Origin of the sequence: Mucilaginibacter sabulilitoris (assembly GCF_034262375.1) — a bacterium.
In the GTDB taxonomy this organism is placed as follows: domain Bacteria; phylum Bacteroidota; class Bacteroidia; order Sphingobacteriales; family Sphingobacteriaceae; genus Mucilaginibacter; species Mucilaginibacter sabulilitoris.
Window position 1 is genome coordinate 5,920,759 of record NZ_CP139558.1, and the last position, 26,665, is coordinate 5,947,423.

A 26,665-nucleotide genomic window follows, 5' to 3' on the forward strand; every position below is an offset into this window, starting at 1 on the left:
TGTAGAGGCGCCACGCGTGCGCCTCTACTTTTTTATTGTCTTTCCTCTATTTCTCCCAAAACCTTATCTTGCAAAAAATAATGCATTGATATGGAATTTGGCCGTGTAACCCCAGAAGAATTAGCATCAGTTGATTTCACCCTTCCGCCCGATCCTGAACTGACCATTAACACCCTTAAAGCCGCAAAAAGCAACGAACCTTTGCAGGTACATGTAGGTTGTGCCAAATGGGGCCGTAAAGAATGGATAGGACAGATCTATCCGCTTAAAACCAAAGAAGCCGTTTTTTTAGATGAATACGTAAAGCATTTTGACTGTATTGAGCTCAATGCTACCTTCTACAATGTTTATGGGCCCGATACTATAGCCAAATGGAAAGCCAAGGCCGACAGCAATCCAAACTTTAAATTTTGCCCTAAATTTTCGCAGAGCATCAGTCATATACGCCGTTTAAAAAATGCTGAAGATATTACTACCAGCTATTATGAGGGCATCATGGCCTTTGGCGAAAAACTTGGCCCTTTGTTTTTGCAGCTGAGCGATAACTATACCCCAAAAAGTTTCCCGGAACTCAAATCATACCTGGAGCAATTACCAAAAGATGTACCCGTTTTTGTTGAGCTACGCCATAAAGAGTGGTTTTCAGTACCGGAGAACAGTGAGAAAGTTTTTGCCATCCTCAGCGACCTTAATATGGGTGCGGTAATAACCGACGCCAGTGGCCGCCGCGATGTGGTGCACATGAACCTGCCCACGCCGCATGCCTTTATCCGCTTTGTAGGTAATGGCCTTATTAATGGCAACTACGACTCAGACAAGGCCCGGTTGGACGAATGGGTTGTCCGCATTAAACAATGGCAGCAGCAGGGCTTAAAATCGGCTTGGTTCTTTATGCACCAGCACGATGAACGTTACTCGCCCGTATTGGCAGATTATGTGACAGATGGATTAAATAAAGCTTTGGGTACACAAATACTTCGCCCTAAATTTATAGACGAACAGCAGGCGAGCCTATTCTAATTTCACTTACTTACCAGCCCCGATATTACGTTTATGCTTAATGCTACTATGGCGGTATTAAAAGCAAAGGCGACCAGCCCATGAATCCAGGCCAGGCGGCGGATCTGCCGGGAAGAGATTTCTACATCAGATACCTGGAAGGTCATGCCAACTACAAAAGAGAAGTATACAAAATCGAGATAATCAGGTTCCTTTTCCTCTCCCGGGAACTCCAGGCCGCCCAACGGCTTTTTCTTGTTATCGTTATCTGTATCGGTAGTATAATACATGTGTGCATAACGCAAGGCAAATATGGTATGCACCAGCCACCATGATATTATTACAGATGTGATAGACAACAGCACGTGACCTGTTACCGCTTCATCTGATAGTTCTTTTGATGATTTGAGCAGAAAGAAAATGGCAAGCATACTTACCAGGGAAGCAACTATCACAAACAAAAAAATCAAGGTTCGGCTTGAATCTTCGATACTGGCAATTTTACGAACCTCCATCGGGTGTGAGGACAGGATAATTATCCAGTCCATAATAATAATAGTTAGCGCGAAAGCTATCCAGGTGGTTAGTATTACCGCCGGGGTGCTAAAATGACCCCATGAAAAAAAAAGCGTAACCGCGCTCATAATTAATGATATAAGCATACGGTAATGTGCATCTAACCGAAACCATACCTTTGCTTCTTTTTGGGCGCTTGCGGGCATATTTATACTATTTGAGTACTTATGTAAATATGGCGATGATTTGTGTAGAATTGATGAATTAATTAATCTTCTTCTTCCACAATCCAGGCCACACGACCAACCTGTCCGTCATCCAGTTGCACTTTAATACCCCGTGAATGGTATGCTGAGCTGGTTAATAACCTTTTCACAAAGCCACGGGTAAGGGTGCCTGTACGCTGGTCTTTTTTCAGAATGATATCAACTTCAAGCCCGGGATATATATCGCTTCTGTTTTGTCCGTTCATTTGTTTAATAAAATATCTAATATCTGGTGTTTCGCCTCTTCATCAATACCTATAGATGGTTTGATAACAACCCATCTTTTTTTTATAGATGATGGCAAATTATTTATTGATGTATCGTCGTCAACAATAACATAATTTTCCTCATTTCCGTTTTTTCCAATCCATTCTTTTATTTCCGTTGCACGGTCAGACATATCGGCAAGCGCCTTTTTATCATTAAGCTTAGAAATTGTACGAATATTTATTCCCCTTAAGGTAAAAATTTCAATCCATTTTTCAAGTCCAAAATTAATCCGGTGAGTAGTTGTCAATATCACGGATGCGTTAGTTTCTGATAATATGAAGGCTAAATTCTCTGCTGATTGTTTATTAAATAACATAAAGCCATCGGAACCAATCTCAACCTTTTTCCAGGATGGCTCAGTTACTAAAACACCATCTATATCAAGCAGAATGACCATTTTATAACAGTTACTTCATGTCATTTCGAATGTATAAGATCTTACCTCGTTCGATGACAGTATACTTGCAATCCTGTTTCAATTTTACTTTTGAAATTACTTCACCAGTTCCATTATCGCTTGCTCCACCTTTTTAAAATCAAAGTTAGCCAGCAGTTTATTAAATGAGGCGGTAATTTGCCCGTTGCCCAGGTTACCTATACTGCCTTCGTGGGTGTGGTTTACGGTTTTATCGGGGTTAAAGTCGCCTTGTTCAATGGCCAGGCCTATTTGTTTGTACGCGTCGCGGAAAGGCGTGCCGTTCAGTACCATGCGGTTCACTTCTTCTACGCTAAACAGGTAGGCGTATTTAGGATCGTTCAATATACCGGTATTTACGGTGATGTTCTGCAGCATAAAGGTAGCCATGTGCAGGCAGCTCTTAAGTTCTGTAAAGGCCGGAAATAAGAGTTCTTTGAGCAGTTGCAGCTCGCGGTGATAACCCGATGGCAGGTTGGTGGTCATCATGGTAACATCTGTAGGTAGGGCCTGCAGACGGTTGCATTTACCGCGCATAATTTCCCAAACATCGGGGTTCTTTTTGTGCGGCATAATACTGCTGCCGGTGGTTAAGGTATCAGGATAGCTTACAAAGGCAAAGTTCTGGCTCAGGTACAGTGCCTGATCCATAGCCATTTTGGCCAGCGTAGCCGCAATGGATGATAGTGCCTGAGCTATGATCCTTTCGGTTTTACCACGGCCCATCTGGGCATATACTACATTATAGTTTAAGCTGTCGAACCCAAGAAGTTGGGTAGTTAAAGTACGGTTTAACGGGAATGACGACCCATAGCCCGCCGCCGAACCCAATGGGTTTTTATTAGTGATACGGTAAGCAGCCAATACCAGTTCCAGGTCATCTGCAAGGCTTTCGGCGTAAGCGCCAAACCACAGGCCGAATGATGATGGCATGGCCACCTGCAAATGGGTATAGCCGGGCAGCAAAACATCTTTATGCTTTTCGCTTAGTTCAATAAGCTGGTTAAACAGCGTTGTAGTTTCTTCAACCACCTGTTGCAACTGGTGGCGGAAAAACAGTTTCAGGTCAACCAGCACCTGGTCATTACGGGAGCGGCCGCTGTGAATCTTTTTGCCGGCGTCGCCAATGCGCTGGGTGAGCAGCAGCTCTACCTGCGAGTGCACGTCCTCTACCCCATCATCAATAGTAAAACCATCCTTTTCAATATCGGCGTATATGGCTTTTAATTCGCGCTGAACAAGGTCAAGATCGGCGGTGTCCATCAGCCCTATGCTTTGCAGCATACGGGTATGAGCCAGTGAACCCAGCACATCAAAAGCTGCCATTTGCTCATCAAATTCCCTGTCGCGGCCAACAGTAAAGTTCTCTACCAGTTCATTTACATTGGTTGTTTTTTGCCATAGCTTGCTCATAGTGCAAATATGTGTATTAATGAGAAAATTTTACTCATTAATTCGCAAAAGTTCCCATTCTCACCCATCTTAAAGTTATTCCCCTTTCGAGTGATGGGCAGCCTCTAACAGAGCATATTCCCTGGTTATCTTTAATATTTGTAATAAACAGCATATCTTGATAGCATCACACTGAGAGTAAACTTCGGCAAGTGGGATGAGGTTTGTTATCACCTTAATTTTATAAAGTTTTATAGCTCAAAATGAACATGATATAAATTATTCAAATTTATCCTACTAATTCTATAGGAATTATATAAATAGTTTTTATATTTGCAGTGTCAACAGACAAATAGTTCTTTATTTTAACTTATCAAGAAAGACTGAGGGAAAGGCCCAAAGACGTCTTAGCAACCTGTACATCCGCATAATGTAAAAGGTGCTAATTCCTGCTCCGCGTAATGGAGAGAGATAAAAAGATTCTTAACCTCTGCCTGTCTTTATAAGTGATTTTATAGTTTTTTTAAGTCGCGTGACCGAGAGGATAGGTTAAGGTCTGCAAAACCTTTTACGGCAGTTCGAATCTGCCCGCGACATCATATTTCCCTTTTAGTTTCCTGAATAAGCATACTGCACGATCATGTTGCCGATGTGTTTTATATTCCATATTTTTATCGCTGCCGGCAGGTACTTTAAACCAGTAAACAATCACCTGCCCTACCAGTATGAAGATATTTAACATCGTTTTTGTTGTTCTGTTTATTATTTTCGCGGCGTTACAATACAACGATCCTGACCCTTACATTTGGGTACCCATATATTTATACAGCGCTTTTTTTTGCTACATGGCGGCACGCAAAAAGTTTTATCCGGTGGGTTATGCCATTGGCATATTTATTTATTTGGCCTATGCTGTATATAAAATTTTTGACCGCAACGGATTAATCGATTGGTTTGAATATCACCATGCCGAAAGCCTTGTAGAAAGCATGAAGGCCGAAAAGCCCTGGATTGAAGAAGTGCGCGAGTTTTTTGGTTTGCTGATATGCGTAGCAGTACTGGCTATTAATTGGATATATAGCCTTAGGCTTAAAAAGCGGGTAACGTATTAACCCGATAACAAAAAAGTCTATCCCAAATGGGAAAGACTTTTACTTTTTAAAACCCTCTCTTTTTAGAGAGGGCAGGGGTGAAACATATTAGCAGGGGTGACGATGTATTACAAAATATAGAACACGGCCGCACCAACGGGCTGTTTAGCAGGTACAGCATCATTTACCCCTGGCAGCTCATCTTTCAGCATTTGCTTCAGATCCTGCTCAATTTTACGGCTAATGGCCGTTGTTGGCGTATCGGTAGGCATGTTCTCAAACGGATCCTGCAAGTGGATAGCCATCTTTTCGATCAGGAAAAATGCCGATGAGATAGCAATTACCAACGGCACCTGCAGTATACCAAAAAACTCAATCAAACTAAAAGGCAGCAGCAGTACAAAGAACAACACCAGCCAGTGTATGTAAACGCTGTATGTAGCCGGAAACACGGTGTTCTTGATCCGCTCACAACCGCCCATGGAATTAATAAAACCGGTTAGGGTATTATCCATAGCTACCTGCTGGTATTCGTTTATCCAGCCCAGTTTGTATAAAGTACGCAGATCATGGCCCTGCAGTTCGTTTAGCGCTACGGGTGCGTTATCCATCCTTTCAATATTTGCAATATCATCATTGCTTAAATAAGCCTCCAGGTTTTGTTTGCCATTTTGCCGGCGCAAATGGCGGCTAAGGCTGTAACACCAGGCTATTTGCCGGTTAACCATGCGTTCTTTAAGTGCACGTTTCTCTTCTCCATCTTCAACGAAGGTTAATATCTGCCGGGTGAATGTACGGCAGTCGTTCACAATGGCGCCCCATAAAATACGGGCTTCCCACCAACGGTCATACGCCTGGTTTGACCGGAAAGCCAGCAACAGCGAAATAATAGTGCCTAATATGGTAGGTACCGTTAACGGGATAGATACCTCCTTAAAGTTATAATACTGATGTATAAAGTAAATAACCGATGAATAAATGGCCACCATGATCAGCTCTTTTTTTATTTTGCCAAATACATAGGTAGCCGGTATGTTTTCTTTTAGTAGCATAACGTTTTAATAATTAAATTTTTAATTACTGTTGTTCAATTAACTCTACCTCTTCGGCAACAATATTGGCCATGATGCCCGGTGTTTCGGTTATTGAAATTGTTCGTTTACCGCTTTTGGCTATCAGCACTTCGGGGTCTATACTGTTTTTAAAAAGCATCTGGTAGTTATCATGCGGTATCACAATGGCATCAACGTTATGGGCATCCAGGTAGTTATTAAAAACAGCCATGGTACTGCCATAAAAAAAATCGATGTTGATATGATTAATTAAATGGCTGTAGTCTTTTTCCAGCTCGCGGCACCTTACATAAAAATTATCAGGTATGTGCCTGTACTCTGCCGACCTGCGCGAAAGCATAAGCAGTTCGCTGATAGAGTCGGTTATTTTCAGCATGTGCACCAATATAATATTGAGCTTTTTAGGATAATATTGCTGTGCTAATGAAGGGATGCATTGCAGTGACTGTGCGGTAAAATCAGTTGGGATAAGCAGCGTTTTCATAGTCGTTTTTTGATTAATGGTTTAACTTATATGTTTTGTTGATACAAGTGTAGCCCCCAATAATTAAGACGATCTAAGAAAGTTATTAGAATTTGATTAGAATTTCACCCCCCTCCAAAGTCACCTCACTCTAACCCTCTCCAAAGGAGAGGGAGCTAATATCTTTAAACATGCAATTTAAAGCCCTCTCCCTTGGAGAGGGTTAGAGTGAGGTTACACTTCAACCGGCAAAAAAACCTTGATCTCTGTACCGCTGCCCACTTCTGAGCGGATACCGATGGTGCCTTTATGCAACCGTATAATATTTAAAGTTAAAGGTAGGCCAACGCCATGGCCCTCATAGTCGTGCGTATTGGAAGCCCTGAAAAACGGCTCAAATATGTGCTGTAATTCGGTTTGGGGTATGCCAATGCCCTGGTCGACAACAGAAATGATCACTTTATTATTTTCAACCTTGATGCTTACCTTCACCATAAGGTTATCTGAGTATTTACAGGCATTGCTGATGATATTGGTAATGGCCAGCCGCAATAAGTTATTGTTCCCCTTTACATAAAGCAGGCGTTCGTCGGCGGGCATATTTGCAAAGTCTATCTGTATATTACTGTTGGGCTTTATCTTTTTAACAGATTCGGAAGCTATTATTACAAGCTCATCAATCCTGATACTTTCCCAGCGCTGTTTTTCACCATCAAACCCAGATTGAGCAAGCGACAACAGGCTACTCAATATCTGGTTCAGTTTTTCCGATTCGGCATAAATGGTTTTAAATATTTCGCGCTGCTGCGGGGTGACATCCAACTTATTTAACGCCAGTTCGGCTTCGGAGCTGATAACCGTTAATGGTGTGCGCAGCTCATGTGAGGCATTACTTACAAAGTTATTTTGGGTTTCGAAGGCAGTCTCCAACCGGTCGAGCATGTCGTTAAAGGTGTATGACAGTTCGGTTACCTCATCTTTGCCACTTAACTCATCAAGCCGGAAATGCAGATTGTTGGCGGTAATGCTTTTAACATTGCTAATGATGCGCCGTATAGGCTGAAAGGTGTAAAATGAAAATATCTTCCCGACAAAATAAACCAACACCATAGCAACTAGAAACCCATATATCAATGTACGCTGCAGAATTTTCAACTCATCGAAACCCGATGGGTCTGCTGCCGAAACTATCACGATGTACTTTTTATCGTTTTTTGCAAATACCTTACCCGCGTAAAAGGTATTTTCGACCTTATGACGCGCGTTGCCGTCTCTTAATATCCGCCCAATAAAATCACTCTTTACATCAATATGTCCGGGTATGTGAACCCTGTTTATGGTATCGATATCGAAAATATAGGCTTTTTCAGCCTCCAGCTTTTCCAGGTATTTGTTCCTTACTTCCTGGTATGCCCTGCTCTTGGAACTGGGAAAAACATTTACCTCGGCCGATATATTTACACGGGCTTCCAGCCGCTTGAAAAAGTCATCAAAACCAAACTTATACACCAAATAAAAAATGGTAATATTAAGCAGCAACAATATAGCGCCCGAGAGCAGCAGGAACAGCAGGGTTATTTTACTTTGTATCTTCATCGAGCTCTCCCTCTTTCATGATATAGCCCATACCAAAAACGGTGTGTATAATTTTTGAGCCACCATTTTTCTCGAGCTTTTTGCGCAGATAATTTATGTACACATCAACCACGTTGGTGCCCATGTTAAAATCAATATCCCATACGCTTTCCAGTATCTGAATGCGCGACAGTACCTTCTTCTGGTTTTTAACAAAATACTCCAGCAGCCTGAACTCTGTGGCAGTAAGCTTTAAGGGTTCTTTATTCCGGTAAGCTATTTTTGATTCGGCGTTAAGCTCCAGGTCACTAATGGTGTATACGTTATTTTTAACCTGAACATCGGTACTATTACGGCGCAACAGCGTGCGCAGGCGGGCAGCCAGTTCGGCAATTTTAAAGGGCTTAACCAGGTAGTCGTCGGCCCCGCTATCTAAACCGCTCACAATATTTTCTGTAGAATCAAGCGCGGTAAGCATAATAATGGGCATGGCTTTCTTTTGCTGCCTGATGAGCTTACATACCTGTATGCCGTCCATTACGGGCAGCATAACATCCAGTATCACCAGGTCAAAATCGTTATCGAGCGCCATTTGTAAGCCTGTAGCGCCGTTACCGGCTACGCTTATTTCAAAACCGTACTCCGTGAGTCCTCGTTTTATTACCGATACAACATTGGGTTCATCCTCAACCAATAATATACCCATATTTTGCCAGCATATTTTTTTTGAAAGTATACATTATTTTTATTTAATACGCACTTAGTGTTGCGTACATAATAAAGCAACTAACTTTTATTAAGTTTTTAAATATTGTGATATAAAGTGCCTGGATAGCTGAACAGCGGCATTAACCCCGTCCTAAAATCATATTAACCGTTACGCCAATCACTTCTTTAATATAGGTGTTCCATTTGGCCAGCGCGCCGGCATTGGGTGTTATGTCCCAAAATGACGGATCTTTAGTTCCGGCGATATAGGCACAAGAATAAGGTATTACATCCATACCAGCCTTTTTAAATATCCCTAATGAGCGCCGCATGTGAAAAGCCGATGTTACCAGCAAATACGGGCCTTGCAAACCTTGTTTTTTCAATAGGGCTTTGGTTAACGTGGCGTTTTCAAGCGTATTGCGCGAATTGTTCTCTATCAATATACAGCTATCGGGTACCTGCATATTCTTTAGCTGAATTTTGGCCCAGCTGCCTTCCCTGAAGCTGTCCGGGTTTAAATTTCCATTACCGCCGGTTATCACGATATGCTTCGCCCTACCCGTCTTTTGTAAAAGCACACCCTGTATAAACCTGTCGGCAGCATCGCTAAACATGCCGTTCCCTTTACCGTCGTATGATGCAAAGCCTCCTAATACAATAGCGGTACTGTACACTTTACCGTTTACAAGTTTCGCGGCAGGAACATCCCAGGCTTTTGCAAACTGATCTTGCAGAAATGAATTAGAGAAAATATACAGCAGGCCCACGCCGTAAAGTAAACACCTGCGTTTTGTTTTAGCATTCTTTGAAAATACGGCTATCAGCAATATAACAAACACGTATGACAGCGGATAAAGCAAAAACGCCAATACCTTTGAAAGGATAAAAAACATAACTGTAACAGGCTTTTGCCGTAAAAGTAATTAAAAACATTAAACCTTTTACCCGCCCGAACATCTTAAAAATAAGCCACGTAACAAACTGGCATTATGATTGTCATATAAAATATTAAAAAACAGAAATTATGGGCTTATTGAAATTCCTTGTCGTGGGTGCAGCAGTTGCTTACGGCATAAACTACATCACTAAAAAGGGTCCAGACGGTAAGTCGATCATTGACGACCTTGCCGAAAACGGACCTGAGTGGATGGATCGTGCAAAAAAATACGGCGAGCTTACTTTAGAGCAAATAGCTGTGCGTGCACAAAATTTCAGGGATAATAACGGGTTTTAAAATAGACGGTTACATTATCCTGTATGTATAATATTCTTTTTTTTGGCGATAGTCTCACGGCAGGCTATGGCCTTAAAAATGTTAAAACAGAATCACTCCCTGCCCTGGTACAGCAAAAAATAGACGCAGAAAAATTGCCTTATCATGTAATTAATGGCGGACTTAGCGGAGATAACACGGCAGGGGGCCTTCTTCGTTTAGATTACTGGACCAACAGGCCTATCCACATATTTGTACTGGAGCTGGGCGTAAATGATATTATCAGAGGTATATCGCCACAAACCACCTTTAAAAACCTGCAGGCCATAATTGATAAAGTAAAACTTAAGTTTCCGAATGTAAAGCTTGCCCTGATGGGCATGGAGATCCCTGCTTTTATCCCTGGCCTTTTCGCTGCGGAATTTAGGGCGATATTCCGCAAGCTGGCCGATGCTAATCAAATGGCATTTGTTCCTTTTTACCTTAAAGACGTAGCCGGACGCCCCCACTTGAACCTGCCCGACATGCTGCATCCCTCTGCCGAAGGCTACCGCATTATGGCCGATAATGTTTGGCCGGTATTGCTACCATTATTATAAATTTCAAATAATCTGCCCACCGTGCAGACAGTACAGGATAGTTGCGCTTGCGTATACCAAAATATCCTGTTAACATTGTTATCAGCCCAATTAAATTAATGCAGGTAACAATCATCTATTTTTCGAACAGATTTTTGCTAAAAGCATTTGCCAGTATTTATAAACCGTTTTTACGCAATATATGAGACAATCCCTGTGTAAGCCCGCGCTTTACATCGTGCTATTATTTAACAGCTTTTTCTTTATTCAAACTGTGTGTGCTGTCGTACCCGGCAAGGCAACCAGCTTAACCTGCGAACACCTGCTTAACCCCATTGGCATTGACGCTCGGCACCCGCGTTTAGCGTGGCAAATGACCGACGAACAACGGGGCGCAGCCCAAACCGCTTACCAGCTTTTTGTAGGCACCGATTCTGCAGCGGTAAGCACAGGCAGGGGCGATAGCTGGTTAACGCCTAAGGTGGTATCGGCGGCAAACCTGGTGAGTTATAATGGCAAAGCATTGCGGCCTTTTACCAAATACTACTGGCGCGCGCAGCTTTGGGATCAGGCGGGCAAAAAGCTAAGTTCATCGGCTATTGCCAGTTTTGAAACCGGTATGATGGATATGCGCAACTGGAAAGGCTCATGGATAAGCGATAATAAAGGCATTGCGATAAACCCGGCGCCATATTTCCGCCGTACATTTAAAGTGGCAAAGCAAATACGCTCTGCAAGGGCTTACATAGCGGTGGCCGGTTTATATGAAATGTATATAAATGGACAAAAAATTGGCAATCATCGCCTCGATCCGATGTATACCCGTTTTGACAGGCGTACCTTATACGTAGCCTATGATGTTACTGCACAATTGAAAAATGGCAAAAATGCTATTGGCGTGTTGTTAGGCAACGGCTGGTACAACCACCAGAGTACAGCGGTATGGTTTTTTCACCAGGCTCCGTGGCGGGGCCGCCCATCATTTTGCATGGACCTGCGCATTACTTATACCGATGGATCCGAAGAAACTATAACATCAGACACGCAATGGAAAACTTCGCTTAGTCCGGTTGTTTTCAATAGCATTTATACAGCCGAACATTATGACGCCCGCCGCGAACAACCTGGATGGAACACCCCCAATTTTATTGATACCGCCTGGAAACATGTTATTAACCGCTCGGCGCCATCGCAAAATATTGTAGCGCAAAATCTGGCGCCTATTCGTAACGTTGAAGAAATACCAACCAAAAGCATTACTAAAGTTGATAATAACCTGTGGGTGTTTGACATTGGTCGCAATATTTCGGGCGTAAGCCAGATTACCGTAAAAGGCGATTCTGGAACAGTGATCCGCCTGAAACACGCTGAAAGGCTGAACAAAAATGGCCATGTAGATCAATCCAATATCGATTTGCACTATCGCCCTACCGATGATAAAGACCCGTTTCAGACAGATATATTTATCCTGAGTGGCAAAGGCGAGGAAACCTTTATGCCAAAATTTAACTACAAAGGATTTCAGTATATCGAAGTAAGCAGCAGCAAACCTGTGGAGCTGACCAAGGAAAGTCTGAAAGCTTATTTTATGCACAGCGATGTAGCACCAATTGGTACGGTCACATCATCAAACAAAACCATTAACCAAATCTGGAGTGCTACCAATAATTCATACCTGAGCAACCTGTTTGGGTACCCTACCGATTGCCCTCAGCGCGAAAAAAACGGATGGACCGGCGATGCCCATATTGCCAATGAAACTGGTCTTTATAACTTTGATGCCATAACTATTTATGAAAAATGGCTGGCCGATCACCGCGACGAGCAGCAGCCCAACGGCGTGCTGCCTTCCATTATCCCAACCGGCGGCTGGGGTTATGAATGGGGCAATGGGCCCGACTGGACCAGTACCATCGCCATTATTCCATGGAACATTTACCTGTTCTACGGCGATAGTAAGTTATTGGCAGATAGCTACACCAATATTGAAAAATACGTAAACCATATTGATGAACTTTACCCGACCGGCTTAACCAGTTGGGGATTGGGCGATTGGGTGCCGGTAAAATCTGTTTCACCGGTTGAGCTTACTTCTTCGGTTTATTATTATACCGATGCCAGCATATTGGCTAAAGCGGCTAAAATATTGGGCAAACAGGCCGATTTTGTAAAATACTCGGCCCTCGCCAATAAGATAAAGAATGCCATTAACGCCAAATACCTCAATACCGAAACCGGTGTATATGGCAAAGGCCTACAAACAGAATTGAGTGTACCGCTTTACTGGGATATAGTGCCTCAAAACCTGAAAAGTAAAGTTGCCGCCAACCTTGCCCAGCGTGTAACTGCTGATAATTATCACCTTGACGTAGGGATACTGGGAGCAAAAGCCATTTTGGGCGCGCTGAGCAATAATGGGTACCCGGATGTGGCTTATAAAATAGCTTCGCAGGAAACTTATCCGTCATGGGGCTGGTGGATGGTGAACGGCGCTACTACCCTGTATGAAAACTGGAAAATAGATGCCAAAAGCGATATATCCCTTAACCACATTATGTTTGGCGAAATAGGCGCCTGGCTGTACAAAGGCATAGCCGGTATTTACCCCGATCAGGATCATCCGGGTTTTAAAAACGTTATACTGAAGCCGAATTTTGTGGCAGGCCTTAATGAATTTACCGCTACACATGATGGGCCTTACGGCAAAATCATCTCATCATGGCAACGCAATGCAAATGGTGTTACCTATAAAGTTACCGTGCCGGCCAACTCAATGGCTACTATAACCTTTCCGTACGGAAAAGTTTACCAGGCAAATAAACCTTTAACCAACACACAACAGTATAAAGTAGCTGCGGGCAGTTATGTGTTCGATATTAAATAAGCATACTTAAATTGACATAGATATCTCATATTTTACATTCCCTTAATATCAAATGACCTTCTGTTGACAGGCCGGTTAATTAACCGGCCTGTTTTGTACATATTTTTGTTACATCTAATAATACCTGCTATCAATAATTATCATGTACAAAAGAATAACCTTATTGCTGCTGCTCTTAATAACAACAACTATAATCCGTGCCGAAGAACCCTGGGCCCTGAGTAGCGATAAAGAAGGTGTTAAGGTTTATACACGTCACGTACCCAATTCAAAAATAAAGGCCATTAAGGTAGAGTGTCAGTTTAATGCTACATCTGCGCAATTGGTGGCCGTATTATTAGATATTAAAGGAAGTATTGATTGGGTTTATCATACCAAATCTGTCAGCCTCATCAAACAAGTATCGCCATCAGAACTATATTATTATTCAGAGGTGAATATACCCTGGCCCATACATAACCGCGATTTTATAGCTCATATAAAAGTTACGCAAGACCCGGTTACCAAAGTAGTAACTGTTGATGCCCCCTGCATCCCGGATATGGTACCCGTAAAAGACGGTATAGTACGCATAGAGCATTCCGTAGGTAAATGGATAATTACCCCGGTAGATAGCAATCATGTAAAAATTGAATATACCCTGCATCTGGATGCAGGCGGTAGCGTACCCGCATGGTTGTTAAATATGTTCATTACCCAGGGCCCAACAGAAAGCTTTAAAAAGCTAAAGGTACAACTACAAAAATCCACTTATAAAAACGTTAAGCTGGCTTATATTGCTGAATGATAAATCTTCATCCTTTACGCTAAATACCATTAATCTTTTGCAAAAAAAGCTGATAACAGTTGTTACCAATAACCGTAATTTCGTTACTTAGCGTGCAACTGTAAAACTCACATTTATTCAGGAAGTACACCCCTAAATCGATGATTTTATAATCACGGTAAAAGGAAATTTTATGTAAACAAATACTTAAAGATACCTGAGGACAGTTTTACAATTTATAACCGCTAATATTGCTTTAACCAATTAAAGTAAACAAATAAAAATGAAGGTAGCTTTATTTGTACCCTGCTACGTTGACCAGTTTTACCCCAAAGCGGCCATTGCCACACTGGAATTGCTTGAAAAACTTGGCGTTGAGGTGCACTATCCTAAAAATCAAACCTGTTGCGGGCAGCCTATGGCCAACTCCGGCTATGAGCACCTTACTACAGGCTGCAATAATTTATTTATAGATAACTTTATCGGGTACGATTATATCGTGTGCCCGTCGGGCAGTTGTACCCTTCATATTAAAGAACATTTGCACTCGCCAGAACAGGAAGAAAAAGCTGTTGATATCAGGAAAAGGGTGTATGAACTTACCGAATTTTTGGTTGATGTGTTAAAGGTTGATAACCTGAAAGCGCGTTTCCCTTATAAAGTGGGTTTACACAATAGTTGCCATGGTCTGCGCGGCCTGCGTATATCGCAAATGAGCGAGCTGGTTGCTCCTGCTTTCAGTAAGCCCGCCCAATTGTTAGATATGGTGGAGGGCCTTGAACTGGTACCTTTAAGCCGTAATGATGATTGCTGTGGTTTTGGAGGCACATTTTGTGTTGTGGAAGAAGCTGTATCCTCAAAAATGGGCATAGACCGTGTAGACGACCATATTGAGCATGGCGCACAATATATAACCTCGGCCGATCTCTCCTGCCTCATGCACCTGGAAGGGATTTTACGCAGGCAAAAAAGCGATGTTAAGGTAATTCATGTTGCCGAAATTTTAAACCATTACAGCAATGAGTAACGTTACCGGAAAAAGCCACCCAGAATTAGCGGCCGACTTTAATAAAGATGAGCCACGGGTTGACTGGCACGATGAAACCCTGTGGTGGGTACGGGCAAAACGCGATATTGCCGCTCATAAATTACCCGAATGGGAACTGCTGCGAGAAACCGCCTCACAAATTAAGCATAACGTACTATCAAACCTGTATACCTATTTGCAACAATTTGAAGCCAATGCCCAAAAAAACGGTGTAGTTGTGCACTGGGCTGCGGATGCTGCCGAACACAATCAGATTGTTCACAAACTGCTCAGCGATAAGGGCATCAACCGCATGGTTAAAAGTAAATCCATGCTTACCGAGGAATGCCACCTGAACGAATATTTGAAAGAGCACGGCATAGATGTGATTGACTCAGATCTGGGCGAACGCATTGTACAACTGGCCGGCGAACCGCCAAGTCACATCGTACTGCCCTGCATCCACAAAAAGAAAGAAGAGATAGGCGATATTTTCCACGAGCATTTAGGATCAGCCAAAGGTGAATCGGATCCTAAGATACTGACCGAAACTGCACGTCAGCACCTGCGCGAGGTGTTTTTAACCCGTCGGGCAGCGCTTACAGGAGTAAACTTCGCGGTTGCCGAAACCGGTGAATTTGTGATATGTACCAATGAAGGTAATGCCGACATGGGCGCCCATCTGGCCGAGATCCACATAGCATCTATGGGCTTTGAAAAGATTATCCCCGAAAGAAAACACCTGGGTGTATTTTTAAGGCTGTTAACCCGCAGCGCAACCGGACAACCAATCACTACCTACTCCAGCCATTTTAAAAAACCGCAGGAAGGCCGCGAAATTCATATTGTAATAGTTGATAACGGTCGCAGCATACAACTGGGTCGTGAGGATTTCCGCAACTCATTAAAATGTATTCGTTGCGGAGCATGCATGAATACCTGTCCGGTTTACCGTAAAAGCGGTGGGCACAGTTACCATACCGCTATTGCAGGACCAATTGGTTCTATACTGGCGCCCAACTTGGATATGAAAAAATATGCCGACCTGCCATTTGCGTCAACACTTTGCGGGTCGTGCAGTAACGTTTGCCCGGTAAAGATCAATATTCATGAACAGCTGTATGCCTGGCGCCAGGTAATTGTAAAAGAAGGTTATAGCCCTGCATCAAAAACAGCAGCCATGAAGGCTATGGCTTTCACCCTATCGTCGCCTGTATTATACAGGTCGGCCGGAAAAATGGGTCGCGTCGTATTTAAATATGCACCCTTCGCGGTTAACAACAAACTAAATCCCTGGTACAAGCATCGCGAGATGCCTAAAGCACCTGAACAATCATTTGGCGAGTGGTACAGCAAAAGAAAGGAAGGACAAAACTAATGAGCAGGGAAAAAATACTGGCAGCTATTAAAGCTAATCAGCCTGAAAAAACTGATCTGCCCGATCTTGATATCTTAAACGCTTTAACAGCAACTGAAGGTTCTCTGGTACAGCAATATACTACTATTGCCAGCGCCGGGGGGAGTTTTGTTTACGAAGTGGCAGATTTTGAAGCTATAAAAAGCATACTGCAAAAAGAGTTTAAACCAGGGGTAAAAATAATATCGGGCATAAAAGAGCTTAAGGATTATACCTTTGCTGAAGATGTAGCCCATGAATTGGCGCACAGTTTTGCCGATGTGGAGCTGGCCATCCTGCCATCCTACCTTGGTGTAGCAGAAAATGGCGCGCTCTGGCTAACTGAAACTCAAATGAACGTGCGGGTATTACCGTTTATAAGCCAGCACCTTGCTGTAGTAATTAACAGGAACGATCTGATGCCTACTATGGCCCAGGCCTACGATAAAATTGGTAATGCCGATTATGGTTATGGCGCATTTATATCCGGACCATCAAAAACCGCGGATATTGAGCAGTCTTTAGTGATTGGCGCCCACGGACCAAGGAGTTTATCGGTTTTTATATTAACATAGCCCCTTTTTAACAAATATATATTTTGGCTTAGCCCGTTGTTTTGCAACAGCGGGCTTTCTTATTATTTGATCTATTCAACTGATAATAAGTATATTTAGCAATGATGACACAAAGATGAATATTACCTATTGCAAAAATATACCGATTGGTATAATTTTGCTTTATCAAAACACAACATCAAAATCAAATAAAATGAAAACTTCAAAAAATACAGTACTTATCACTGGCGGAAGTGCTGGCATAGGTTTTGAAATAGCCAAACAATTATCAGCCAAAGACAATCATGTGATCATTGTTGGTCGTAACCAGGAACGCCTACAAAAAGCCGCAGCACAATTAGAGCATGTAACCGCCATTAATGCCGACATAGCGGATGCCGCTGATGTGGATACGCTGGTTGCCAAACTAAAAAGTGACTTCCCGAACCTGAATGTGGTAATCAATAATGCAGGTTATGCCACACTTAACAGCATTGTAAATGACGAGGATATTTTTGAAAAAGCCGGTGCCGAAATGCACACCAATTACCTATCGATTGTAAGACTTAATCAAAAACTGCTGCCCATATTGCAAAAACAAGATGAGGCCGCTATAGTTAACGTATCATCAATTGTTGCTTTTGTACCCGGCAAGTTAACAGCAACCTACTCCGCCACCAAAGCCGCGCTGCACTCTTACACCCAGGCATTAAGGGTAGCATTAGCCGACACTCAGGTGAAAGTTTTTGAACTGATGCCTCCGTTGGTTGACACCGAATTTTCGGCAGAAATAGGCGGCCATAAAGGTATCCCGGCATCGCAAGTTGCTGATGAGTTTTTAGCCGGACTGGAAACCGACAACTACGAGATCAGGGTAGCAAATACTGAACAACTTTACCAACTGTTCCTGTCTTCGCCAGCCGAAGCTTTAAAAGTAATGAATGAGCCAAGATAATTGGCTCAAAAAAAATTTAGCATAAAATATACCAATTGGTATATTTTATGCTTTTAACTATCCCCTAAAAATGAAAAAAAGCATTCTTATAATTACCGTTATAGCAGCTGCAATGATGGAGCTGATTGACACCTCTATAGTCAACGTGGCACTGTCGCACATGAGTGGCAATCTCGGGGCCACACTTGAAGATACCTCCTGGGTAATAACAGCGTACGCCATTGCCAACATCATAATAATTCCGATGACCAGTTTTTTAACAAACAAGCTGGGGCGCAGAAATTATTATATCGGCTCCATCATCGCTTTTACTTTCTTTTCGGCCATGTGTGGTTTATCATCTAACATATGGACGCTGGTGGCTTTCCGTTTTTTACAGGGCATGGGTGGCGGAGCATTGTTATCAGTATCACAGGCCATCGTATTTGAAGTATACGGAAAGGAAAAACAAGGCATTGCAGCCGCGCTTTTTGGTATAGGCGTATTTTTGGGTCCAACCATTGGTCCTACCCTTGGCGGCTTTATAACCGAAAATTACTCATGGCCATGGATATTTTATATAAATATCCCTATAGGTATAGCGGTAACCGTGTCAAGCCTATTACTCATAACAGAACCCGCCATAAAAACTAAAGTCCAATCGGTTGACTGGTGGGGTATATTGTTGCTTAGCGTAGGTGTTGGCTCGCTGCAAACCGTACTTGAACGCGGCGAAACAGATGATTGGTTTGCGGCTAATTATATTATCGTTTTAACTGTATTAGCGATACTGAGTATCATCCTGTTTATCTGGTGGGAATTAAAAACCCCTCATCCGGTAATTGATCTCCGTGTGTTAACAAGCAAAACATTAAGTATTGCAGCCATATTAACATTTATAACCGGATTTGGCCTGTTTACTTCGGTTTTCCTTACACCGGTAGTAGCACAGCGGGTATTGAATTTCCCGCCTACCATTACAGGTTTAATGCTGTTGCCTGGCGCTATACTGGCCATATTCGGATTAATGTTCTCAGCTTCGTTGTTAAAGAAAGGTGTATCGCCGTTAATAATCATAACGGTGGGTTTTGTACTGTTTATCATATTTAACTGGCAAATGTCGCGTATGAATTTAAACTCCGGTCCGGCCGATATAGCCACTTCATTGATATACAGGGCGTTGGGCCTGGCACTTTTAACAGTTCCGCTAACAGCTCTTGCAGTTTCGGAACTGGAGGCTAAGGACGTTCCGCAAGGCGCTGCATTAAATAATATGATGCGCCAATTGGGTGGCTCCTTTGGTATTGCCATTATCAATACCTACGTGGCTAACCGCTTCGGCCTGCACCGCAGCGATCTGCTTGCAAATGTTAACATTTACAATGCCTATTTCACCGAACGGATAAATAAATTAACCCAGTATTTTTTAGGCAGAGGCAACTCAATTTTTGATGCCCAGAAAAAAGCGATAGCGGTGATTAATAGTGGGGTCGACAGGCAATCATTCTTACTAAGTTATTTGGATGCCTACCTGTTTACAGGTTTATTATTCTTAGTAGCTATGCCCCTTTTATTACTGGTGATAAAACGTAAAAAACAATCTCGGCCAGTGGTATTGGTTTCGGACCATTAAACGCTATAAATAACATATTATAATATTAAAATACCAGTTGGTACATTTGTATTATGGAAAACGAACTATCAAAAGCAGAAAGGACCCGCCAGTTCATTGTTGAAACTACGGCAGGTATTTTTAACAAAAAAGGCTATGCAGGCACTTCGTTATCTGATTTAACAGAAGCTACCGGTCTTACCAAGGGCAGCATATACGGCAATTTTAAAAGTAAGGAAGAAGTTGCCATAGCTGCGTTTGAATATAATACGGGTAGGGTTCGGAAACAAACAGCGCAACTGATAGAGAAAGCTCCAACTTACCATGAAAAGCTAATGGTTTATGCAAAAGTTTATCACAGTTTTACATCTGCAAATTTTCCTGAAGGCGGATGCCCCATACTAAATACCGCTGTTGATGCCGATGACACCAACCCGGTATTAAAAGAAAAAGTAGCACAGGCGATTATTCGCTGGAAGAAGAGAATTGAAGAGCTGATACAGGGTGGTATAACCAACGGCGAGTTTAAAACTGATGTTGACATCAGCAGAACAGCACTTTCTATGATAGCATTAATTGAGGGCGGCATGATGATAGCCAAAGCAACCAACACTCCTGCTAATTTAGATACGGTACTCAAAACAGTGCACTCCATCATAACAGAGCTCAAAGTTTAGGCTGTAACTTAATTATTACGGCAATAAGTTTAGGGTTAAAAACAAAAGTTGTTAACCGAACGTTATTATCGATACCAACTTAACAATATGCCTAAAAAGATTTTAATCCTCGATGATAGCGAGGATATACTTGAAGTGATGAAAGACGCACTCGAGATGGAGGGTTACGAAGTACGGGGGCTCAATTTTACCGATGATATTTGTAAGGCAGCTATCAGTTACAATGCCGACATGGTAATATTAGATTACATACTATTTGGTATTAATGGCGGGGAACTTTGCCATATACTTAAAACCACGCCGGAGACGGCTCACATCCCGGTGATCATGGTATCAGCTTACCCAAGGGTGTTAGAGTCATTAGGCAATTATGGTTCTGATGCATTTATAGCTAAACCTTTTAGTCTTTCAGACATTAGCGATACTATAAAAAGCTGCTTTCTAAAAGCCGGCAATGATGTTGAACACGCCGATTGCGATTTTTAAGAAAACACTTGTCATTGCGAGGTACGAAGCAATCTCATCATACTCATAACCTGGAAGTACGTTGTCCGATTCAATGAGATTGCCACGCTACGCTCGCAATGACATATTTCTTCTTTCTTACCCCCTTCTCCATGAGCTTCTCACCAAAGTAAACTTGAGCTAATCAACAAACCTCTGCACTCATCTTTACCCGCACCTTTGTTTTGTATTAACATATAACAAAAATGAAAAAGGTAATATTAATAACCGGAGCATCTGCCGGTATGGGTAAGGAAATGGCAAGGCATTTAAAAGATGACGGACACACAGTTTATGGCGCTGCGCGCCGTATTGAAAAAATGGACGACATCAAAAAGCTTGGTGTAAAAATATTAGCTATGGATGTAACCGATGAAGCATCTATGATAGCCGGTATTGAAACCATTGTTAAAACCGAAGGTCGCATTGACGTATTGATAAACAATGCAGGCTTCGGTTCTTACGGCGCTATTGAAGATGTAGCCATAAACGATGCCCGTTACCAGATGGATGTAAACGTATTTGGAGCAGCTCGCTTGTCGCAACTGGTTTTACCGCATATGCGCAGCCAACACTATGGAAGAATTATAAATATATCTTCAATAGGTGGTAAGTTTGCCGCGGCGCTTGGTGGCTGGTATCACGCCAGTAAGTTTGCACTGGAAGGCCTGAGCGATAGTCTGCGCAACGAGGTAAAACAATTTGGTATTGATGTGGTGGTTATTGAACCGGGCGGCGTAAAATCTGAATGGAGCAGCATAGCGGTAGATAACCTGATAAAAACCTCAGGCAATACGGCATACCAGGATATTGTGAAACAATTTGCCGCTATAGCGCGAAAAGCAGAAGCCCAAAATGCCGACCCGATAGTTATTGTCAATCTGATAAGGAAAGCCATTGAAGCTAAAAACCCAAAAACACGTTATTATGGTGGTTACATGGCTTCGGCCGCTTTGTTTATGCGTAAGATGCTTCCCGACCGCATGTTTGATAAGATGCTGCTGGCCCAACTCAAGTAATTGCTATATTTAAAACGCCAGCGAGATGGAATACAAAAGCCACATATTATTCAGCAACCTGCTTTATTCTTGTGTTGATAAAAAACAGCGCAGTAATGAATCGTTTGTACCCGAACATGCTTTCGGATACATCATATCGGGCGAAAGTCACCAAAAAACCAATGAAGGTACCCTGGTATTTAAGGCGGGGACGGTTGGGCTCGTGCGCAGGAACCAACTTATTAAATCTGAAAAAGTTCCCGGCCCCGAAGGTGAGTTTAAATCCATCAACTTGTTTTTTGATCAGGCTTTTTTACGCCGTTACAGCGCCGAGCACAAGCTTGCTCCGGCCAAAAGCTATACCGGGAACCCTGTATGCCTGTTACCACCAGATCCTTTTATTAAAGGCTATTTTGATTCACTGCTTCCTTATTTTAATCATCCGGAACAAGCCTCAGATACTATGGCCGATCTGAAAACACGGGAGGCTGTTGAACTGCTGTTAAGATTGGATCCATCGCTTTACGACTTTCTGTTTGATTTTAGCGAACCTTACAAGATTGACCTGGAAGCCTACATGAACAAACACTATATGTTTAACGTTCCGGCTGCCCAGTTTGCCAAACTCACCGGCCGCAGCCTGGCCAGCTTTAAACGCGATTTTGAAAAAGTGTTCGGTACTTCACCGGGGCAATGGCTGCAGCAAAAACGCCTTGCCGAAGCATACTATCTCATCAGGGAAAAAGGCCAGAAACCATCGGAAGTTTATCTTGACGTAGGTTTTGAAAATCTGTCGCACTTTTCCTATTCGTTTAAAAAAGCATTTGGTGTGGTGCCATCCAGGGTTTAATATTGGGTAAGGGAAAGTACGTTACCATCGGGATCTTTAAACCAGGCTACCTTTGCTTCGCCCGAGTTCCATACCCCTAATTCGTTCTGCTCCAGAAAGCTATACTTTTCAAAAATTACGTTTTTGTTATTCAACGATCGTATAACAGCTTCAATATCGTCAACATCCCAGCCTAAAACGGTGAAGGGATATGGTGTAAACCCGTTAACGATTGCTATCCGGAGCAATGTTCCGCTGGCTTCAAACTGCAGCGCATACTTATCTTCCGATAATAATTTAAACCCTAAAACATCCCGATAAAATAGTTTTGCGGTCTCAGGCACTACTGTGGCTACAAATGCTTTTAAACGTGCGTTATGTGGAATTGCCATATCAGATCTACATTGTTTATAAAATTAATACTTTGCATCTGATAATCTGCACTTTTTATCTGTTCTTGATACCGTAATATCTGCTAATCTTGTTTACACCTGTTTACAATAAGCTTCCTTTTTTGATAGTTACTTTGTTTTTCACTTTGTTTTAGATAAATTTATGTAAGCATTTACATGCTACCATTTTAAACCTTTAAAACCTGCGGTATGATAAGCTGGATATTGATACTCAAACTCTCTTTATTTGGTTTGGCAATGGGCATTGCTACAGCGCTTTTTATACCCAGCAATGTAGAGGGTTTTTTATGGCCTGTTATATTTATTATTTGCGCCTACCTTATAGCCAAAAACAGCGCGGAAATGTATTTTACAACAGGATTTTGTCTGAGCCTGGTTAATTGTGCGTGGATTATTGCTGCGCACCTTATTTTTTTTAACAGCTATATGGCCGGTCATGCTAAAGAGGCCGAAATGTATAATAACAATCCCTACCATCTTTCCCCGCAAATAGCCATGGTGATCATTGGCATTGTTATAGGTATTCTGTCGGGCCTGGTGCAGGGTTTGTTTGCTTTTATCGCTTCAAAAATTGTGAAAAAAAACAGGATCATCCCCTTTCAGGATTAAGCAGCTGTTTGTTAATACATGCCGACACAAACCGACAATTTTTACCTTCAAAAAGATGAGCCTCTAAAAAGCTGCTTACTGGCATTACGTGATATTATCTTAAAACAGGATAAAGACATATCGGCCGCATGGAAATACGGAATGCCGTTTTTTTGCTACAAGGGTAAAATGTTTTGCTATTTATGGGTACATAAAAAACTCCACCAGCCATATATGGGTATAGTTGAAGGAAAAAGGTTTGACCATCCCAACCTTATCATCGAAAAACGCTCACGTATGAAGATCATGCTTTTTGAGGCAGACCAGGACCTTCCCGTTACAACCATCGAAGACATTTTAAAACAGGCGCTTGACCTGTATAAAACAGGGGCTATAAAAATTGGATAATCAATCCTCTTGCAAGATCTCCTTATAGATAGATAATTATTCCACAATAAATTTTATGATATCGATTTTTCCATCTACAGATGTAACGTGCAATAAGTACATCCCCTGCTTCAATAAAAGTGGTGCAATATTTACATTAACAATGCTACCAGATGATGTAAAAAGCGTATTGGATACATTACTTACGTTTCCGTTTAAACCAACAACCCGCAAAGCCGCAGCTCCCTTATATTTATAAACATCAGGAAAAACTACCTGCAAACTATTATGTGCCGGGTTAGGATATAAAACAGGTTTATTTGCCGAATTGGGATGGATATTGCTTTGATCGTTCAACTGGCTGCCGGATGTATTTTTTGGAGCGTTTATGCTATTAAGCGATTTTGCCATATTGTTTCCCATAGTTTTAGCAACACCAACAACAAAATATTGGCAGGAGGCGCCAGCGGCAGGGCTCGCCATATTGCCGCCAAGACTGATGGTGCCGGCTTTAAACTCTTTACGGTATAGTGCTATGGTGGCTATCCTGGGGTCGCCTATCCCAATTTTATCAGTAAGCTTATCCCAGCCAGACAGCCATGCCGGTAAAACTTTGGCGCGGGTATCATAAGCAATATAAATGGTTGCATCCTGTGAAATATTAAACGTAATGAGCTTTGAGGCTTTACTTAATTTATCGTCGCAGGCTGTTTTGATGAACGAGGCACCTGCCAATACCGAAGGAACCGTTTTGATGGTATAATCCCTATCTGTGTAATAATTGACACCTGTATTTAACTTACCTAACGGGTAACTACCATTTGTTGTTGATTGTATATTTGAAATTAATTCTGTTGTACTATCACTAATAAAGTTAGCTGTTATGGCCGTGTTTCCAGATATGGTCACGTTAAGCGGATTAGTTGTTAAAACTCGGTCTCCACTCCATCCTGTAAAACGCCAGCCTGTTGCTGCCGTTGCTTTCAATGCCACTATACTATTGGCGTTATAGGTTGGTTGGTTCGGTGTTTTTGTAACTGTTCCGGAGCCGGATAAATTAACATCTAACTTATATTTTACCGACGTGGCACTAACGGTTATATTAACGCAAAATGTAGCTTTTGATGCCGCTGTAGCGCTGGTTGCTGTAATTTTCCCGGTATAATTTCCGGGGGCCAGGCCACTGGCATTAATGGCGAGCTCTATATCAGTACCGTTGAGGTTAACCGCACCGCTGGCATTTTTTTTAACCGTAAGCCATGACGCATCCGATTGAAGACTGTAAGTTGTTGTGTTTTCAATCACGTAAAGTAAATTATGGGCCGTTGCCTGCCGGTTACTATCTAAGGCGGGCGAAATGCATGCGGCTGAAAATCCAAGTGTTCTGGCAGTGCTTCTGGGTACATTAGCTATGTAAGTTTCCTTTCGTTCGTTCCCGTAACTATTTAAAGCCCCATTGGTAATTATAAAAGATGAACCTGCAAGTTTTGCCGACAAACCTAAAAAGCTGCCTGGCAGCTTATATGCCGTTAATGTTGTCCATGCTCCTAAGCCGTTGTTTGATTGTGGCGTAAATTGATATACCGTATTTTGAGTTTGATTATTAACCCCTTCCCCGGCTACCAAAAACACTTTACCATCAACTGCAAAAGTAGCCCCCTCGGCATGTGAACGTTGTTTTGGCAGATCGGTTAACTGGGTCCAGGTATCAGTTTCGGGATTATATACATGGCAGTACTTTTGATTTATTGCACCGCAATCATGCTTAAGTTCTCCTCCAAACGCATATATTTTACCACCAAGCACCACATAATTTATATGGTTTCGTGGAACAGGCATCGGTGCCAGTTTATTTTCCCACTTTGTTCCGCTGGGATTAGCCTTATATTTATCTACATCAATAGTTAAATGCAGCTTAGCCTGGTCTTCGCACAAAGTTGGGCCAAAGCCTCCAAAAACATGAATGGTACGCCCCAGCAGTCCATACCCTCCGGCGCCCAACGGGAACGGCGAACCAGTAGCCGGATCAATTATTTCGGGCCCAACAGACCATGTATTACTGGTAATATTATATATGCTAACCTTACTGCTTGCAGGTCCGTATCCATCAACCGCTCGTCCTCCTATTATCCATACGTTATCATCAACAAGTACTATCCCCTGATGAGTTACCTCTCTGCCGATGGGAAAAGGCGCTATCTGGCTCCATTTATCTGCAGCGATGTCATATACCTCGTTAGTTTTTTCGATATAGGGATTATCCCCAAATCCGCTAAATACATAAAGCTTGTTATTATATAAAACGTTGTTACCCTCGGCCCGTTTACTTATCTCATCGGCCTTTCTCTTCCATTGTGCGTGGGATACACTGGTTGATATCAATATACATACAAAGGAAAGGCAGATGACATAAGCCTTCCGTAAAGTAAGACAATAAGGTTTCATTGGTTTAAAGACTATTAAAATATTGATTATTAGTCAAATAAGTCAATGAATCTAACTAAAAAAACAACAAATAAAAACATCCCAAGAAT

General features: G+C 42.2%; 29 protein-coding genes and 1 riboswitch. Of the genes, 17 read left to right on the plus strand and 12 right to left on the minus strand.

The window, feature by feature from the left end; all coding sequences use genetic code 11:
- The first annotated feature begins 90 nt into the window (after positions 1 to 90).
- Positions 91 to 1,020 (plus strand): DUF72 domain-containing protein, encoded by a 930-nt coding sequence (locus SNE25_RS25240; RefSeq protein ID WP_321561793.1) that lies wholly within the window; start codon positions 91 to 93, stop codon positions 1,018 to 1,020.
- Between the two features lie 2 nt (positions 1,021 to 1,022).
- Here the strand turns inward: SNE25_RS25240 and SNE25_RS25245 are convergent, their stop codons facing one another.
- The 5 genes from SNE25_RS25245 to SNE25_RS25265 all read right to left on the minus strand — a co-directional run bounded on the left by SNE25_RS25245 (position 1,023) and on the right by SNE25_RS25265 (position 4,600).
- Positions 1,023 to 1,721 carry a DUF1345 domain-containing protein gene (locus SNE25_RS25245; protein WP_321561794.1) on the minus strand — a complete coding sequence of 233 codons (699 nt, stop codon included), beginning with the start codon at positions 1,719 to 1,721 and terminating at the stop codon, positions 1,023 to 1,025.
- A gap of 62 nt (positions 1,722 to 1,783) precedes the next feature.
- Complete coding sequence (locus tag SNE25_RS25250) at positions 1,784 to 1,987, minus strand: YwbE family protein (protein WP_321561795.1); 204 nt, start codon at positions 1,985 to 1,987, stop codon at positions 1,784 to 1,786.
- On the minus strand, positions 1,984 to 2,448 hold the full coding sequence (locus SNE25_RS25255; protein WP_321561796.1) for an HAD domain-containing protein: 465 nt from the start codon (positions 2,446 to 2,448) through the stop codon (positions 1,984 to 1,986). The genes SNE25_RS25250 and SNE25_RS25255 overlap by 4 nt, the downstream gene beginning before the upstream one ends.
- A gap of 96 nt (positions 2,449 to 2,544) precedes the next feature.
- Positions 2,545 to 3,879 carry an argininosuccinate lyase gene (argH, locus tag SNE25_RS25260; RefSeq protein WP_321561797.1) on the minus strand — a complete coding sequence of 445 codons (1,335 nt, stop codon included), beginning with the start codon at positions 3,877 to 3,879 and terminating at the stop codon, positions 2,545 to 2,547.
- A 346-nt stretch (positions 3,880 to 4,225) separates the two neighbouring features.
- Positions 4,226 to 4,336, plus strand: a riboswitch (SAM riboswitch).
- A 90-nt stretch (positions 4,337 to 4,426) separates the two neighbouring features.
- Complete coding sequence (locus tag SNE25_RS25265) at positions 4,427 to 4,600, minus strand: hypothetical protein (protein ID WP_321561798.1); 174 nt, start codon at positions 4,598 to 4,600, stop codon at positions 4,427 to 4,429.
- On the opposite strand from SNE25_RS25265, the gene SNE25_RS25270 reads away from it, so the two are divergent.
- Positions 4,584 to 4,970, plus strand: coding sequence for a transmembrane 220 family protein (locus SNE25_RS25270; protein WP_321561799.1), 387 nt, complete (start codon positions 4,584 to 4,586; stop codon positions 4,968 to 4,970). The genes SNE25_RS25265 and SNE25_RS25270 overlap by 17 nt on opposite strands.
- Before the next feature lie 107 nt (positions 4,971 to 5,077).
- Here the strand turns inward: SNE25_RS25270 and SNE25_RS25275 are convergent, their stop codons facing one another.
- The 5 genes from SNE25_RS25275 to SNE25_RS25295 all read right to left on the minus strand — a co-directional run bounded on the left by SNE25_RS25275 (position 5,078) and on the right by SNE25_RS25295 (position 9,664).
- Positions 5,078 to 6,001: a bestrophin family protein gene (locus SNE25_RS25275; RefSeq protein WP_321561800.1), complete on the minus strand. Its 924-nt coding sequence runs from the start codon at positions 5,999 to 6,001 to the stop codon at positions 5,078 to 5,080.
- A gap of 25 nt (positions 6,002 to 6,026) precedes the next feature.
- Positions 6,027 to 6,506, minus strand: coding sequence for a hypothetical protein (locus SNE25_RS25280; RefSeq protein WP_321561801.1), 480 nt, complete (start codon positions 6,504 to 6,506; stop codon positions 6,027 to 6,029).
- 213 nt (positions 6,507 to 6,719) lie between these two features.
- Positions 6,720 to 8,081, minus strand: a complete 1,362-nt coding sequence (locus SNE25_RS25285; RefSeq protein WP_321561802.1) for a HAMP domain-containing sensor histidine kinase — start codon at positions 8,079 to 8,081, stop codon at positions 6,720 to 6,722.
- Positions 8,065 to 8,766 carry a response regulator transcription factor gene (locus SNE25_RS25290; protein ID WP_321561803.1) on the minus strand — a complete coding sequence of 234 codons (702 nt, stop codon included), beginning with the start codon at positions 8,764 to 8,766 and terminating at the stop codon, positions 8,065 to 8,067. Before SNE25_RS25290 ends, SNE25_RS25285 begins: the two co-directional genes overlap by 17 nt.
- 142 nt (positions 8,767 to 8,908) lie before the next feature.
- A complete protein-coding gene (locus tag SNE25_RS25295; RefSeq protein ID WP_321561804.1) occupies positions 8,909 to 9,664 on the minus strand; it encodes a YdcF family protein in 756 nt (251 codons plus the stop codon).
- Positions 9,665 to 9,795: 131 nt separating this feature from the next.
- On the opposite strand from SNE25_RS25295, the gene SNE25_RS25300 reads away from it, so the two are divergent.
- The 13 genes from SNE25_RS25300 to SNE25_RS25360 all read left to right on the plus strand — a co-directional run bounded on the left by SNE25_RS25300 (position 9,796) and on the right by SNE25_RS25360 (position 22,764).
- Positions 9,796 to 10,005 (plus strand): YtxH domain-containing protein, encoded by a 210-nt coding sequence (locus SNE25_RS25300; protein WP_321561805.1) that lies wholly within the window; start codon positions 9,796 to 9,798, stop codon positions 10,003 to 10,005.
- Positions 10,006 to 10,028: 23 nt separating this feature from the next.
- Positions 10,029 to 10,583: an arylesterase gene (locus SNE25_RS25305; protein WP_321561806.1), complete on the plus strand. Its 555-nt coding sequence runs from the start codon at positions 10,029 to 10,031 to the stop codon at positions 10,581 to 10,583.
- Positions 10,584 to 10,764: 181 nt separating this feature from the next.
- Entirely contained in the window at positions 10,765 to 13,446 is a 2,682-nt protein-coding gene (locus tag SNE25_RS25310) for an alpha-L-rhamnosidase (protein ID WP_321561807.1), read from the plus strand.
- Between the two features lie 142 nt (positions 13,447 to 13,588).
- Positions 13,589 to 14,233, plus strand: a complete 645-nt coding sequence (locus tag SNE25_RS25315; RefSeq protein WP_321561808.1) for an START domain-containing protein — start codon at positions 13,589 to 13,591, stop codon at positions 14,231 to 14,233.
- 262 nt (positions 14,234 to 14,495) lie between these two features.
- Complete coding sequence (locus SNE25_RS25320) at positions 14,496 to 15,239, plus strand: (Fe-S)-binding protein (protein WP_321561809.1); 744 nt, start codon at positions 14,496 to 14,498, stop codon at positions 15,237 to 15,239.
- Positions 15,232 to 16,617, plus strand: a complete 1,386-nt coding sequence (locus tag SNE25_RS25325; RefSeq protein ID WP_321561810.1) for a lactate utilization protein B — start codon at positions 15,232 to 15,234, stop codon at positions 16,615 to 16,617. Before SNE25_RS25320 ends, SNE25_RS25325 begins: the two co-directional genes overlap by 8 nt.
- Complete coding sequence (locus SNE25_RS25330; RefSeq protein ID WP_321561811.1) at positions 16,617 to 17,210, plus strand: LutC/YkgG family protein; 594 nt, start codon at positions 16,617 to 16,619, stop codon at positions 17,208 to 17,210. The genes SNE25_RS25325 and SNE25_RS25330 overlap by 1 nt, the downstream gene beginning before the upstream one ends.
- A 193-nt stretch (positions 17,211 to 17,403) precedes the next feature.
- Complete coding sequence (locus tag SNE25_RS25335) at positions 17,404 to 18,144, plus strand: SDR family oxidoreductase (protein WP_321561812.1); 741 nt, start codon at positions 17,404 to 17,406, stop codon at positions 18,142 to 18,144.
- Positions 18,145 to 18,214: 70 nt separating this feature from the next.
- Entirely contained in the window at positions 18,215 to 19,756 is a 1,542-nt protein-coding gene (locus SNE25_RS25340; RefSeq protein ID WP_321561813.1) for a DHA2 family efflux MFS transporter permease subunit, read from the plus strand.
- A gap of 53 nt (positions 19,757 to 19,809) precedes the next feature.
- Entirely contained in the window at positions 19,810 to 20,412 is a 603-nt protein-coding gene (locus tag SNE25_RS25345) for a TetR/AcrR family transcriptional regulator (protein ID WP_321561814.1), read from the plus strand.
- An 87-nt stretch (positions 20,413 to 20,499) separates the two neighbouring features.
- Complete coding sequence (locus SNE25_RS25350; protein WP_321561815.1) at positions 20,500 to 20,898, plus strand: response regulator; 399 nt, start codon at positions 20,500 to 20,502, stop codon at positions 20,896 to 20,898.
- 224 nt (positions 20,899 to 21,122) lie between these two features.
- A complete protein-coding gene (locus tag SNE25_RS25355) occupies positions 21,123 to 21,935 on the plus strand; it encodes an oxidoreductase (RefSeq protein ID WP_321561816.1) in 813 nt (270 codons plus the stop codon).
- 25 nt (positions 21,936 to 21,960) lie between these two features.
- Positions 21,961 to 22,764 carry a helix-turn-helix domain-containing protein gene (locus SNE25_RS25360; protein WP_321561817.1) on the plus strand — a complete coding sequence of 268 codons (804 nt, stop codon included), beginning with the start codon at positions 21,961 to 21,963 and terminating at the stop codon, positions 22,762 to 22,764.
- Here SNE25_RS25360 and SNE25_RS25365 read toward each other — a convergent pair.
- Positions 22,761 to 23,135, minus strand: coding sequence for a VOC family protein (locus tag SNE25_RS25365; RefSeq protein WP_321561818.1), 375 nt, complete (start codon positions 23,133 to 23,135; stop codon positions 22,761 to 22,763). The two genes, SNE25_RS25360 and SNE25_RS25365, sit on opposite strands and share 4 nt — an antisense overlap.
- Positions 23,136 to 23,345: 210 nt before the next feature.
- Here SNE25_RS25365 and SNE25_RS25370 point away from each other — a divergent pair, with 210 nt between their 5' ends.
- The gene (locus SNE25_RS25370; protein ID WP_321561819.1) at positions 23,346 to 23,765 is read left to right on the plus strand and encodes a hypothetical protein; all 420 of its coding nucleotides are present in this window, start codon (positions 23,346 to 23,348) and stop codon (positions 23,763 to 23,765) included.
- 18 nt (positions 23,766 to 23,783) lie between these two features.
- Positions 23,784 to 24,152, plus strand: a complete 369-nt coding sequence (locus SNE25_RS25375) for a DUF1801 domain-containing protein (RefSeq protein ID WP_321561820.1) — start codon at positions 23,784 to 23,786, stop codon at positions 24,150 to 24,152.
- A gap of 36 nt (positions 24,153 to 24,188) precedes the next feature.
- Here the strand turns inward: SNE25_RS25375 and SNE25_RS25380 are convergent, their stop codons facing one another.
- Complete coding sequence (locus tag SNE25_RS25380) at positions 24,189 to 26,576, minus strand: Kelch repeat-containing protein (RefSeq protein ID WP_321561821.1); 2,388 nt, start codon at positions 26,574 to 26,576, stop codon at positions 24,189 to 24,191.
- Positions 26,577 to 26,665 lie beyond the last annotated feature (89 nt).

Bases quoted from the DNA above. Each gene is read 5' to 3' on its own strand.
- SNE25_RS25365 (WP_321561818.1), bottom strand. From the start codon at position 23,135: ATGGCAATTCCACATAACGCACGTTTAAAAGCATTTGTAGCCACAGTA.
- SNE25_RS25275 (WP_321561800.1), bottom strand. From the start codon at position 6,001: ATGCTACTAAAAGAAAACATACCGGCTACCTATGTATTTGGCAAAATA.
- SNE25_RS25285 (WP_321561802.1), bottom strand. From the start codon at position 8,081: ATGAAGATACAAAGTAAAATAACCCTGCTGTTCCTGCTGCTCTCGGGC.
- SNE25_RS25245 (WP_321561794.1), bottom strand. From the start codon at position 1,721: ATGCCCGCAAGCGCCCAAAAAGAAGCAAAGGTATGGTTTCGGTTAGAT.
- SNE25_RS25265 (WP_321561798.1), bottom strand. From the start codon at position 4,600: ATGTTAAATATCTTCATACTGGTAGGGCAGGTGATTGTTTACTGGTTT.
- SNE25_RS25325 (WP_321561810.1), top strand. From the start codon at position 15,232: ATGAGTAACGTTACCGGAAAAAGCCACCCAGAATTAGCGGCCGACTTT.
- SNE25_RS25370 (WP_321561819.1), top strand. From the start codon at position 23,346: ATGATAAGCTGGATATTGATACTCAAACTCTCTTTATTTGGTTTGGCA.
- SNE25_RS25355 (WP_321561816.1), top strand. From the start codon at position 21,123: ATGAAAAAGGTAATATTAATAACCGGAGCATCTGCCGGTATGGGTAAG.
- SNE25_RS25290 (WP_321561803.1), bottom strand. From the start codon at position 8,766: ATGGGTATATTATTGGTTGAGGATGAACCCAATGTTGTATCGGTAATA.
- SNE25_RS25310 (WP_321561807.1), top strand. From the start codon at position 10,765: ATGAGACAATCCCTGTGTAAGCCCGCGCTTTACATCGTGCTATTATTT.
- SNE25_RS25375 (WP_321561820.1), top strand. From the start codon at position 23,784: ATGCCGACACAAACCGACAATTTTTACCTTCAAAAAGATGAGCCTCTA.
- SNE25_RS25340 (WP_321561813.1), top strand. From the start codon at position 18,215: ATGAAAAAAAGCATTCTTATAATTACCGTTATAGCAGCTGCAATGATG.
- SNE25_RS25295 (WP_321561804.1), bottom strand. From the start codon at position 9,664: ATGTTTTTTATCCTTTCAAAGGTATTGGCGTTTTTGCTTTATCCGCTG.
- SNE25_RS25250 (WP_321561795.1), bottom strand. From the start codon at position 1,987: ATGAACGGACAAAACAGAAGCGATATATATCCCGGGCTTGAAGTTGAT.
- SNE25_RS25335 (WP_321561812.1), top strand. From the start codon at position 17,404: ATGAAAACTTCAAAAAATACAGTACTTATCACTGGCGGAAGTGCTGGC.
- SNE25_RS25350 (WP_321561815.1), top strand. From the start codon at position 20,500: ATGCCTAAAAAGATTTTAATCCTCGATGATAGCGAGGATATACTTGAA.
- SNE25_RS25320 (WP_321561809.1), top strand. From the start codon at position 14,496: ATGAAGGTAGCTTTATTTGTACCCTGCTACGTTGACCAGTTTTACCCC.
- argH (WP_321561797.1), bottom strand. From the start codon at position 3,879: ATGAGCAAGCTATGGCAAAAAACAACCAATGTAAATGAACTGGTAGAG.
- SNE25_RS25305 (WP_321561806.1), top strand. From the start codon at position 10,029: ATGTATAATATTCTTTTTTTTGGCGATAGTCTCACGGCAGGCTATGGC.
- SNE25_RS25315 (WP_321561808.1), top strand. From the start codon at position 13,589: ATGTACAAAAGAATAACCTTATTGCTGCTGCTCTTAATAACAACAACT.
- SNE25_RS25380 (WP_321561821.1), bottom strand. From the start codon at position 26,576: ATGAAACCTTATTGTCTTACTTTACGGAAGGCTTATGTCATCTGCCTT.
- SNE25_RS25330 (WP_321561811.1), top strand. From the start codon at position 16,617: ATGAGCAGGGAAAAAATACTGGCAGCTATTAAAGCTAATCAGCCTGAA.
- SNE25_RS25345 (WP_321561814.1), top strand. From the start codon at position 19,810: ATGGAAAACGAACTATCAAAAGCAGAAAGGACCCGCCAGTTCATTGTT.
- SNE25_RS25255 (WP_321561796.1), bottom strand. From the start codon at position 2,448: ATGGTCATTCTGCTTGATATAGATGGTGTTTTAGTAACTGAGCCATCC.
- SNE25_RS25270 (WP_321561799.1), top strand. From the start codon at position 4,584: ATGAAGATATTTAACATCGTTTTTGTTGTTCTGTTTATTATTTTCGCG.
- SNE25_RS25360 (WP_321561817.1), top strand. From the start codon at position 21,961: ATGGAATACAAAAGCCACATATTATTCAGCAACCTGCTTTATTCTTGT.
- SNE25_RS25280 (WP_321561801.1), bottom strand. From the start codon at position 6,506: ATGAAAACGCTGCTTATCCCAACTGATTTTACCGCACAGTCACTGCAA.
- SNE25_RS25300 (WP_321561805.1), top strand. From the start codon at position 9,796: ATGGGCTTATTGAAATTCCTTGTCGTGGGTGCAGCAGTTGCTTACGGC.
- SNE25_RS25240 (WP_321561793.1), top strand. From the start codon at position 91: ATGGAATTTGGCCGTGTAACCCCAGAAGAATTAGCATCAGTTGATTTC.